Consider the following 10,964-nt stretch of genomic DNA (forward strand, 5'->3'; position numbering starts at 1 on the left):
CAGCATAGCCGGTGCCGCGTGAGGCGGCATCGGACACAAGTCAGGGGATCGCCAGTCACGGTTGCCCATGACAGGGGATATCAGGCCAGCGTGGACTGGCCCAGGCGTTTGCTGCTGCGGTTCAGGCGCCAGCCCATCAGGATGGCGGCGGCGGTCAGGCCGACGATCAGGCCGATCCACATGCCCTGCGGGCCCATGCCCAGGCCGAGGCCGAGCCCGGCGCCCAGCGGCATGCCCAGACCCCAATAGGCGAACATGGCGATGAACATCGGCACGCGGGTGTCCTTCAGTCCACGCAGTGCGCCGGCCGACAGCACCTGGATACCATCGGGGAACTGGAAGGTGGCCGCGTACAGCAGCAGGGTCGAGGCCAGACCGGCCACCGCCAGGTCGTTGGTGTAGACCCCGACGATGGCGTCGTGGCCGAACAGCAGCGCCGCCGCCGACAGCGTCTGCGTACCCATGATGATCGCGTAGCCGGCCCACGCCGCACGGCGCACGCCGAAGCCATCGCCACGGCCGACCGCATGGCCGACCCGCACGGTGGTCGCCTCGGCCACGCCCATCGGGATCATGAAGCACAGCTGCGCCACGTTGATCGCGATCTGGTGCGCGGCCGCTTCATTGGCACCCAGGCGACCGATCAACAGTGCGGTGACGATGAACAGGCCACCTTCCATCAACACGGTGATGCCGATCGGCAGGCCGGTGCGCAGCAGGTCCCAGATCGCTGACCAGCGCGGTCCCTCGAAATGCGAGAACAGCTGCAGGTGGGCAAAGCGCTTGGTGAACCACAGGTAGGTACCAAAGGCGATCGCCTGCAGCCACATCATCACCGCCGAGGCGATGCCCAGGCCTTCGGCGCCCATTTCCGGGAAGCCCAGCTTGCCGTTGGCCAGCACGTAGCCCATCGGCGCCAGCACCAGCAGGCCGCCAAAACCGAGCAGCATGGTCGGCAGCGTCCAATGCATGCCTTCACTGAGATAGCGCATGCAGAAGTACAGGGTCAGCGCCGGGCCACCCCAGCGCACCGCATGCAGGAACGCCGTTGCGCCCGGCACGATGTCCGGAGCGATGCCGAAAGCCGGCAGCAGCGGCGGCACCACGGTGAGGAAGGTGAACATGATCAGGCCCAGGCCCAGCGCCAGCCACAGCGCCTGCCGGAACAACGGGCCAATCTCGCGCTCACGGCCGGCGCCATGCAGCTGCGACACCGAGGCGGTGAGTGAGATCAGCGTGCCGATCGGGATCAGCATCGGCAGCCACAGCAGCGCGGTGCCGATGGTCACTGCGGCCAGGGTGGATGTCGCATGGTGGCCGGCAATCACGTTGTCGACGAAGGAGATCAGACCGGTGGAGACGTGCCCGAGCACAAGCGGCAGGGCAAGCAGACCGGTGGCGCCGACTTCCTTGCTGAAGCGCGGCGTGGAGGTTGCAGTAGACATAAGGTGCTTGACGCGAACTACGGTTGCGCGCGAAGGGCACAGGCACCGGGTTGCGGCCGGCCATCTTACGCGCGCTGGGCGGCCATTCCCATGACTGCCCCATAAAGGGGACGGAGGGAATCAAGTCGTATCCGGCACAGTCGGGCCAGAAATGACTTGATTCCCTCCGTCCCCTTTTTGCTTACTGCCCGGCCTGTCGCTTGAGCCAGGTGTCGCGTTCGGCGGCGGGGACGGTGAGGAATGCGCTGCGTACGCTGTCGCGTTCCTGCGGCGGCGTGCGCTGCGCGACCAGAGCCAACTGTGCCAACTGCGCAGGGCTCAGCTGGCGCAGCACGGCAAGAACCGCGTCGCGCTGTTGCGGCGGCACGAAACCGAACAGGCCGTGCAGCTTGGGGAACTCGGCGCCCAGTTGCGGGCCCAGACGCCAACCTTCGCGGAAGGCCTGGTCCTGTGCCAGGAACTGCGTGCGCAGGCGCTGCTGCTGATCGGCCGGCAAGGCGGCGAAACGGCTGGCGGCCTGACGGATGCGTTCGCGCTCACCCTCTAGCAGGGCTCGCCACGCGGCGTAGTCGCTGCGACGCTGACGTTGCTGGGCGGGATCGAGTTGCGCGAATGCCGCTGCTGCGGTGGGCGCAACCGCCGACGGTGTTGCCGAGGGTGCGGGCAGCGGCACGTTCAACGATTGCGGAGCAGCCGCCAGCGACAGCGGCAAGGCCAGCAGCAGGCCGGCGAAGAGGAGCTTATTCATCGGCAGCAGAGGTTTCCAGCGCTGCGCCGACCGGTTCCGGGCGGGTCGGCTTGGGTTGTGACTCGTCCACCGGCAACGGGCCACCGGCAGCACTCCAGGCATGCATGTCGGCCTCGGCCAGCAGCGGGTAGTCGCGGTCGGCGAGCATGGCGGCATCTTCGCTGGCCTGCGCATCTCCACCTGCAGCGGGGCGGACATCGCTGGCGGGCAGTGCCTCGACGGTGACCGGCCCGGCCTCACCCACCACGCCCTCGGGCAAGGGGCCATCGGCCGTCAACGCGCGGCCCTGCCAATGGCGCCAGCCCAACGCAGCCAGCAGCAGCACCGCCACGGTGATCAACAGGATCACCGGGCCACGCCAGCGCGGCTTGGTATTGGGGCGACGACGCTTGCCGCTGGCAGGCGCGCGTTCGTCGCGCGGTGGCGCACGCCAACTGGAGGCAGGCGCCTGGTTGTTGGCCGCTGGCGCGGACGGTTGCGCCAGTTGCTGCAGACGCTTGGCCGGCAGGTCGCGGATACGCAGCTGCACCTGTTCGGCCAGCGTCCGCCATGCGGCGGCATCGGGCTGGCCATTGGCATCGCGTGGGCAGGCCGTGGCCAACAGGCGTTGATAACCCTCCTCGTCGACATCCAGAACGCGGGTGGCGATGCCCTCGTCCAGGCTGCCGCCCACCCGCAGCAACAGAGCCAGCCGCGGCAGGGGGGCCATGTCGCCCAGCGCGGCCAGCGACGGCGGCCACTGACCGGTGGTCGGCTCGCGCAGCGCCTGGCGCTGGCCCAGCAGGGTCCAGAAGCGGCCGGGCCACTGCGCCATCGGCAGGTCGCTGGCGACGGCGGCGAAGGCCCGCATCACCGCCACCAGCGTCTGTTCGGCACGGGCGGGGTCGCCGCACTGCAGTTCGGCCACGACCAGGGCACGGCGTTCGACGCCACGCAGAAATGCCGACAGCGCGCCGGCCGCGGTCGAGGAAACAGGGGCGGGCACAGCCGTCATCGGTCACTCCAAAGGTCTGCCGGCATGATAGCGGCAGCCCATCGCTGCCCGGCAGGCTTGCGATTGCAGACACTTCATGCTGCAGGTTGTGCACAGCATCACGCGGGAACCGGGCCATTCCTCGATGAATGGCTGAATTCACCCTGTTTCAGCAATGTTTCACACTTAAATTATTGATTTACATCAAATTTAAAGTGTGGCTATTTTTTGACCAACCCAAGCGTGAGGCCGTCGCCATCGGCCTCATGCGGCTCCACGAGCCGCTAACGCACAGACTTATCCACAGAAGATGTGGATAAGACTGAATCTCCAATAGACACCGATATTTAGGTGACATTTATGATTCACCGAAGGGCATGCCAGTCGCATTTGCCTCTGCCATGCGCCCTCGCAGGGGCCGTTACACTGACCCGATGCTCGCCCCCGATTCCGGCCCCGTCCCGACCCTGCAGGTCGCCCTGCCCGTCCCCCTGCCGCGTCTGTTCGACTACCTGCCGCCGCAGGGCGAGGGCCCGACGGTGGCAGTCGGCTGCCGGCTGAAGGTGCCGTTCGGCAACCGCGAACTGATCGGCGTGGTGGCCGGCCACGGGCAGGCCGACGACAGCCAGGGCCTGCGCCAGGCACTGGCCTGGTGTGACACCGCGCCGCTGCTGCAGGGCGAGCTGTGGCAGAGCCTGCAGTGGCTGGCACGCTATACCCACGCCCCCCTGGGCGAGGTGCTGAGCACCGCCCTGCCCGGCCCGCTGCGGCACGGCGAACCGCTGCCCGATACCCATCACTGGGGCTGGCAGCTGACACCGGAGGGCCACGCCCAGCGCGAAAAGCTGCGCGCCGGCAGCCGACCACGGCAATTGGCCGAGCTGCTGACCGACGCGGTGGTGGACGAGGATGTCCTGTCCGCGCGCATGCAGGACTGGCGGGTGGCCGCACGCAGCCTGGGCAAGCGCGACCTGGCCGAGCGCATCGCCCTGAGCGTGGCGCCGCAGCACGCTCAGCCCCTGCCCGGCCCCACCCTCAATGCGGAGCAGGCCGAGGCCGTGGCCGCGATCACCGCCGCCGAAAGCTTCCAGGCATTCCTGCTGGACGGGGTGACCGGCAGCGGCAAGACCGAGGTCTACCTGCAGGCGATCATCCATTGCCTGGCGCAGGGCAGGCAGGCGCTGGTGCTGGTGCCCGAAATCGGCCTGACCCCGCAGACCCTGGCACGCTTCCGCGGCCGTCTCGGCATTGCCGTGCACGCGTTGCACTCGGGGCTGACCGACAACGAACGCGCGCGGGTCTGGGCCGCGGCCTCACGCGGCGAAGCGCGGGTGATCGTCGGTACGCGTTCGGCGGTGTTCATCCCGCTGCCGCAGCCCGGCCTGTTGATCGTCGACGAAGAGCATGACGGCAGCTACAAGCAGCAGGACGGCATCCGCTACCACGCGCGCGATTTCGCCCTGGTGCGGGCCAAGGCGCAGGGCGTTCCGGTACTGCTGGGCAGCGCCACGCCCTCATTGGAAACCCTGCACAACGCCTACGCCGGCCGTTACGCGCATCTGCGCCTGAAGCAGCGTGCCGGTGATGCCCGACCGCCGCGCGTGCGCATCCTGGATGTGCGCAAGCGTCCGCTGCGCGATGGCCTTTCCGCCGACGTGCTGGCCGGCATCGGCGAACACCTGCAGCGTGGCCAGCAGGTGCTGGTGTTCAAGAACCGACGCGGCTATGCGCCGGTGCTGCTGTGCCACGACTGCGGCTGGACCGCGCCCTGCAACCGCTGCGACGCACCGATGACCGTGCATGGCGGTGGCCGTCGCCTGCAATGCCATCACTGCGGTGCGCGGCAGCCGGCACCACTGGCCTGCCCTGCCTGTGGCAGCCTGGCGCTGCAGCCGCAGGGCATTGGCACCGAGCGACTGGAAGAACACCTGGTCAGTGCTTTCGCCGATTTCCCGGTGGTGCGCATCGACCGCGGCACCACCGCACGGCGCGATGCCCTGGAGCAGCAGCTGGCCAAGCTGGGCAACGAGCCCGGCATCCTGGTCGGCACGCAGATCCTGGCCAAGGGCCACGACCTGCCCAAGCTGACGCTGGTAGTGGTGGTGGGCATCGACGAAGGCCTGTTCTCGGCCGATTTCCGCGCCAGCGAAAAACTGGCGCAGCAGCTGATCCAGGTGGCCGGCCGCGCCGGTCGCGCGCGCGATCCGGGCGAAGTGTGGTTGCAGACCCATCATCCGGGTCATCCGCTGCTGGAGACGCTGGTGAACGGTGGCTACCACCCGTTCGCGCAGGCCGAATTGAACCAGCGCGAGGCGGCAGGTTTTCCACCGTTCGCGCACCTGGCATTGATGCGCGCCGAAGCGCAGCAGCTGGAGCATGCCAATGCATTCCTGCTGGCCGCGCGGAAACTGCTGGGCGAGCAGAACGTGGTGGAGGCCTACGGGCCGATGCCCGCACCTATGCCACGCCGTGCCGGCTATCAGCGCACGCAGTTGTTGTTGTCGGCGGCGCAGCGGCCACCGCTGCACAGGGTGCTGGCACGGCTGGTGCCGCAGTTGTACGCGCTGCCGGAGGCACGCAAGGTGCGCTGGTCGCTGGATGTGGATCCCACCGACCTGTATTGAGGGAGGATGCGCTGGGGTCAGAGCCCACCCGATGGGTGGGATCCGACCCCGATGGCTTGGGGTCGGATCCCTTTTCGCAGAAAGGGGCTCCGACCCCGAACGTCGCCCCTTCGCTTACGTCATCGGTGACATCACGCCGCGCTGGTACGCCGGGCGCTCGCGCAGGCGTGCATACCAGTCGGCCAGGTGCGGCAGATCCGGGCGCTGGATCGGCAGCTCGAACCACGCGTAGATCAACGAGCCCAGGGCGATGTCACCCATGGCGAATTTTTCGCCTGACAACCACGGCTGCGTGGCCAGGGTCGCGTTGGGCAGCGCCAGGAAATCACCGGCGCGCACGATTGCCGCATTGATGCGCGCCTCATCGCGGTCGGCCGGCGCGGTGCGCATGATCCCCCAGATCAGTTCGGAGTACAGCGGCGCCATCCGCGAGGTGCTCCAGTCCATCCACTTCTCGGCCTGCGCACGCTCCATCGCGTCTTCCGCGTACAGCGTGCCCAGCGAATAGCGCGCACTGAGGTAGCGCACGATGGTGTTCGATTCCCACAGCGGCAGGCCGTGGTCTTCGATCACCGGCACCAGCCCGTTCGGGTTCATCGCCACGTACTCCGGCGACTGCGTGCCACCGTGGCTGCCACCCACCTCGATGGACTCGTACGGCAGGCCGATTTCCTCGGCACACCACAGCACCTTGCGGACGTTGCTGGAATTGCGGCGACCCCAGATCTTCAACATGCGGATTTCCTTGCTGGCAATGCGAGCGGCAACGATACGCCTGATCGGCTTGGGTGTGTGCGTGCGCAACGACTGCATTGGGCACCCGCCGGGCCATGCCCGGCGACGCTGCGTGGCCGCGCGTTACCGGTTCTTCTTCGGCAGCGCGCGCACGTACGAGGATTTGCCGTCCTTCTTCAGCTCAAACAAACCGATTGCGGCCAGCAGATCGCTGAGCTTCCCGTAACCGTAATTGCGCGGATCGAACGAGGCCTGGTTGCCGATCTGGCTGCCGACCGGGCCCAGGTGCGACCAGCCATCCTCGCCTTCTGCCGAGGACACCGCACGGCGCAGCATCTTCACCAGGCGCGTGTCGCTGCGCATTTCCGCGCCGCTCTTGCGTGGGCGTGCATCCTCGCTGCTCGCCTGTTCGCTGGGCGCTTGTTCGTTCGATGATGGTTCGCTCGATGCCTGCTCCACATCCTGCACGCTGGCGTGGGTCTGGCCCAACGCTTCGAGATAGGTGAACTTCGAGCATGCGTTGACGAAGGGCTCCGGGGTCTTCTTTTCGCCGAAGCCATAGACCTTCACGCCATCGGTCAGCAGGCGCATCACCATCGGGGTGAAGTCGGCATCGCTGGACACGATCGCGAAACCATCAAGGTTGCGCGCGTACAGCAGATCCATCGCGTCGATCACCATCGCCATGTCCGACGCGTTCTTGCCCTTGCTGTAGGCGAACTGCTGGATCGGCCGGATCGCGTATTCGTGCAGCACCGCCTCCCACCCTTTCAGCCGCGGGCTCTTCCAGTTGCCATAGGCACGGCGCACGTTGGCCACGCCATAGCGGGCGACCTCGGCCAGGACTTCGTCGATCTTCGAGGCTGGTGCATTGTCGGCGTCGATCAACAGGGCGATGCGCTTTTCCGGTTCGCTCATGGACTCCTCACGGGCAGTTGCCTGAACCCGAGTATCGCCGATCCGGATGCACGCTGACGTGACAAGGACCGGCCGTGCGAAGATGCCAGGCGCTTCCCCCATGCCCCCCTGGAGTGAGTCGATGAGTCGTGATCGCGTCCCCCACCTGGTCGTTGTCGGCGGCGGTTTCGCTGGCCTGTGGGCCACCCGTGCGCTGGCCCGCGAACGCATACGCATCACCCTGGTCGACCGTCGCAACCATCACCTGTTCCAGCCGCTGCTGTACCAGGTGGCCACCGCGGGACTGTCGGCTCCGGATATCGCCGCACCGCTGCGCCACATCCTCGGCCACCAGCGCAACGTGGAGGTGCGGCTGGGCGAAGTGGTGGCCATCGACAAGGAAGCCCGCCAGGTGCGCATGGCCGATGGCAGCACGCTGGACTACGACAGCCTGCTGCTGGCCACCGGCGCCACCCACGCCTACTTCGGCCACGACGAATGGGCCGACGATGCGCCTGGCCTGAAGACGCTGGACGATGCTATCGCTCTGCGCCGCAAACTGCTGCTGGCGTTCGAGCGCGCCGAGGCCGAGCCGGACCCGGAAAAAAAGGCCGCATGGCTGAGCTTTGCGGTGGTGGGCGGTGGCCCGACCGGTGTAGAGCTGGCCGGCACCCTCGCTGAAATCGCCCGGCATACGCTGCGCAATGAGTTCCGCCACATCGATCCAGCCAGCGCCAAGGTGCGGCTGGTCGAGGCCGGTCCGCGCGTGTTGTCCACTTTCCCCGAAGTGCTTTCGCTGAAAGCACGCCGGCAGCTGGAAAAGCTGGGCGTGGAAGTGATGACGGGCACGCCAGTCAGCCACATCGATGGACAGGGCTTCAAACTGGGCGACCAGTTCGTGCCCGCGCGCACTGTGGTCTGGGCCGCCGGCGTGGCTGCCTCGCCGCTGGCGCGCACGCTGGACGTGCCGCTGGACCGCGCTGGTCGCGTGCAGGTGCAGCCGGACCTGACCCTGCCCGGCCATCCCGAACTGTTCGTGGCCGGCGACCTGGCCGCGCTGAGCCAGGCCAACGGCAAGCCGGTACCGGGCGTGGCCCCGGCCGCCAAACAGATGGGCAAGTACGTGGCGGAAACGCTTCGCGCACGCCTGCACGACAAGCCGGCACCGGGGCCGTTCAAGTACGCCGACTTCGGCAACCTGGCCACCATCGGTCGCATGGCCGCGATCGTGCACCTGGGCAAGCTGCAGCTGTCGGGTGTGCTGGCCTGGTGGTTCTGGCTGGCCGCGCACGTGTTCTTCCTGATCGGCTTCCGCAACCGCGTCGTAGTGCTGCTGAACTGGGCGGTGGCGTACTGGAGCTACCAGCGCAGCGCGCGGATCATTTTTGGCGATGACCGCGAAGACCGGCGACCGAAGCGGTAGGTACTGCCGTGGGTGACCTCTCGACCGACACAGTAGATCCACGCCATGCGTGGATGGATTTCTGTGCAGGCTGCATGGAGCGTAGCCACGCGTGGCGTGGCTCTACTGCTTCATCGGGCCGCTGGGCACCCGCTCATGTCCGGCAGAAATCTTCGCGATAGGTAGTGCCGTGGGCGCGTCCTCGACCGGCAAAGTAGATCCACGCCATGCGTGGATGAGTTTCTGTGCAGGTTGCATGTAGCGCAGCCACGCATGGGGGGCTCTACTTCGGCTTCGGGTACCACAGCGCGTTGACGATGACCCAGCGCTGGTCGAAGCGGCCCATGTGGAAGTAGTCGACGAACCACGGGGTTTCCAGCCGCACCGAGGCCGCGTTGCCGGTCACGTCCAGCACCGTGCAGCGGCGGTCCCATTGCTCCTTCGGGGTCTTCAACGCGCCCTGCCTGGTCAACGCAACCAGTTCTTCCTTCGACATCCGGCGCAGGCCAAGGCGTTCGTCGGGTGTATCACCGAGCACCGCGCGCTTGGCCAGGTCCGGATGCAGGGAACGGGCGACGCGCTGCGGGTCGGCTTCCAGCTGGCCATCGACATAGTCGTGGCAGGTGGCTTCGATGGCGGCGATCGTGGTGGAGTCGGCGGCGGGGCTTGCTACTGCGGACAGTGCGAATAACAGGGCAACGGTGGACATCCGGGTCTCCAGCGCTGAGGGCTGGGCGATCATGGCATGGCCGGATGCGCCCCATCCACGCATGGCGTGGATCTACTGGCGATGTTGTAGAGCCGAGCCGATGCTCGGCTGATGCTCGTCGCCCAGTGCAGCAGCCGAGCATCGGCTCGGCTCTACAGAACAGCCTCGGCCGGCGCCTGCAGCCAGGCCAGTTTGCGTTCGCGCGGCTGCTGCTTGAGCTCCCATTCGGCGCGTGAGGCCGTTGCCCTGTCCGGGTATTCGCGTACCGCCAGCACCCGCAGCGGCGGCCGCGACCGGGTGTATCGGGCCCCCTTGCCGGCCTGGTGGGCGGCGAAACGGGCCTGCACGTCGGTGCTGATGCCGGCGTAATAGCTGCCGTCGCGGCATTCGAGCAGGTACAGGAACCACGGGCGGGAAGGCGAAACCATGGCCGGATTATGCCGTGCTGCACTGCAGCGGATATACTGGCGGCCGAATGCAGGAGAGAGGCGCCGCGCTGGCGCCCGCCGAAGGCGCAGGCTCCCATGATCGCTCAGGCCGGTGGGCTGGAATCCCACCAACCATGCATTCGACTCGCCGAGCTGGAGAGAGGTCACCGGGCATGCCCGGGACGATCCGCCGAAGGGGCACGCGGCTCACACCGCTGAACTCTCAGGCAAAAGGACAGCGGGAGCGGCACCGGTCATCGTCATCCCGTCATTGCGCAGGCAATGGCGGTGGTCGCGCATGGCCGGCCCCACCGCGTCCGGAGCCTGCCCATGCTGCTGTCCATCATCTACCTGATCGCCATTTCCGCCGAAGCCATGACCGGCGCCCTGTCTGCAGGCCGCCGCCGCATGGACCTGTTCGGCGTGGTCATGATCGCCTGCGTCACCGCCCTCGGTGGCGGCTCGCTGCGCGACATCCTGCTCGGCCATTACCCGCTGGGCTGGGTGAAACATCCCGAGTACCTGGGCTTCACCGTATGCGCGGCGCTGATCGCCACCTGGGTGGCGCGCTGGATGCACCACTTCCGCCGCACCTTCCTGGTGCTGGACGGGCTGGGCCTGATCGCCTTCACCCTGATCGGCTGCTCGATCGCGCGCGAGGCGGGCCATGCGCTGCCGATCGTGCTGATCGCCGGCATGCTCACCGGCGCCTTCGGCGGCGTGCTGCGCGACATCCTCTGCAACGAGGTACCGCTGATTTTCCAGAAAGAGCTGTACGCAATCATCTCGCTGCTGACCGGTGCGGTGTATCTGCTGTTGCTGCACTGGGGTGTGGCCGATGCCACGGCGATCCTGTGCTGCCTGGGTGGTGGGTTCGCCGTGCGCCTGCTGGCAATCCACTACCGCTGGGAAATGCCGAAGTTCGTGTACCACGACGAAGTGCATTGATCGTTTGGCGGTGATGCTGGCTGGCGACCGGCATCATCGGTCGGGGCGCATGACC

At 67.3% G+C, this 10,964-nt stretch carries 10 protein-coding genes and 2 riboswitches; of the genes, 3 read left to right on the plus strand and 7 right to left on the minus strand.

Features of this window, described 5'->3' with window-relative positions; translation table 11 throughout:
- Positions 1-80: 80 nt before the first annotated feature.
- From QOL57_RS10480 to QOL57_RS10490, 3 genes are all read right to left on the minus strand, one after another.
- The gene (locus tag QOL57_RS10480; RefSeq protein ID WP_089237194.1) at positions 81-1,445 is read right to left on the minus strand and encodes an MATE family efflux transporter; all 1,365 of its coding nucleotides are present in this window, start codon (positions 1,443-1,445) and stop codon (positions 81-83) included.
- A gap of 181 nt (positions 1,446-1,626) precedes the next feature.
- Positions 1,627-2,193 carry a DUF3106 domain-containing protein gene (locus tag QOL57_RS10485; RefSeq protein WP_089237196.1) on the minus strand — a complete coding sequence of 189 codons (567 nt, stop codon included), beginning with the start codon at positions 2,191-2,193 and terminating at the stop codon, positions 1,627-1,629.
- The gene (locus QOL57_RS10490; RefSeq protein ID WP_089237198.1) at positions 2,186-3,187 is read right to left on the minus strand and encodes a hypothetical protein; all 1,002 of its coding nucleotides are present in this window, start codon (positions 3,185-3,187) and stop codon (positions 2,186-2,188) included. Before QOL57_RS10490 ends, QOL57_RS10485 begins: the two co-directional genes overlap by 8 nt.
- A gap of 413 nt (positions 3,188-3,600) precedes the next feature.
- Between QOL57_RS10490 and QOL57_RS10495 the strand changes: the two genes are divergently transcribed.
- Positions 3,601-5,790: a primosomal protein N' gene (locus tag QOL57_RS10495; protein WP_089237200.1), complete on the plus strand. Its 2,190-nt coding sequence runs from the start codon at positions 3,601-3,603 to the stop codon at positions 5,788-5,790.
- Positions 5,791-5,904: 114 nt separating this feature from the next.
- Here QOL57_RS10495 and QOL57_RS10500 read toward each other — a convergent pair whose 3' ends face one another.
- Entirely contained in the window at positions 5,905-6,525 is a 621-nt protein-coding gene (locus QOL57_RS10500) for a glutathione S-transferase (protein ID WP_089238140.1), read from the minus strand.
- A 123-nt stretch (positions 6,526-6,648) separates the two neighbouring features.
- The gene (locus tag QOL57_RS10505; RefSeq protein WP_089237202.1) at positions 6,649-7,443 is read right to left on the minus strand and encodes an NYN domain-containing protein; all 795 of its coding nucleotides are present in this window, start codon (positions 7,441-7,443) and stop codon (positions 6,649-6,651) included.
- Between the two features lie 121 nt (positions 7,444-7,564).
- Here QOL57_RS10505 and QOL57_RS10510 point away from each other — a divergent pair, with 121 nt between their 5' ends.
- A complete protein-coding gene (locus QOL57_RS10510; protein ID WP_089237204.1) occupies positions 7,565-8,845 on the plus strand; it encodes an NAD(P)/FAD-dependent oxidoreductase in 1,281 nt (426 codons plus the stop codon).
- Positions 8,846-9,107: 262 nt separating this feature from the next.
- Here the strand turns inward: QOL57_RS10510 and QOL57_RS10515 are convergent, their stop codons facing one another.
- Complete coding sequence (locus QOL57_RS10515) at positions 9,108-9,533, minus strand: nuclear transport factor 2 family protein (protein ID WP_089237206.1); 426 nt, start codon at positions 9,531-9,533, stop codon at positions 9,108-9,110.
- Between the two features lie 152 nt (positions 9,534-9,685).
- Positions 9,686-9,961 (minus strand): GIY-YIG nuclease family protein, encoded by a 276-nt coding sequence (locus QOL57_RS10520; RefSeq protein ID WP_089237208.1) that lies wholly within the window; start codon positions 9,959-9,961, stop codon positions 9,686-9,688.
- Between the two features lie 40 nt (positions 9,962-10,001).
- Positions 10,002-10,091: riboswitch (glycine riboswitch) on the plus strand.
- A 13-nt stretch (positions 10,092-10,104) separates the two neighbouring features.
- Positions 10,105-10,208, plus strand: a riboswitch (glycine riboswitch).
- Positions 10,209-10,291: 83 nt separating this feature from the next.
- Here QOL57_RS10520 and QOL57_RS10525 point away from each other — a divergent pair.
- Positions 10,292-10,909 carry a trimeric intracellular cation channel family protein gene (locus QOL57_RS10525; RefSeq protein WP_032952083.1) on the plus strand — a complete coding sequence of 206 codons (618 nt, stop codon included), beginning with the start codon at positions 10,292-10,294 and terminating at the stop codon, positions 10,907-10,909.
- The last annotated feature ends 55 nt before the right edge of the window (positions 10,910-10,964 follow it).

The sequence above is a fragment of the Stenotrophomonas sp. yr243 genome, assembly GCF_900184195.1.
GTDB lineage: Bacteria > Pseudomonadota > Gammaproteobacteria > Xanthomonadales > Xanthomonadaceae > Stenotrophomonas > Stenotrophomonas lactitubi.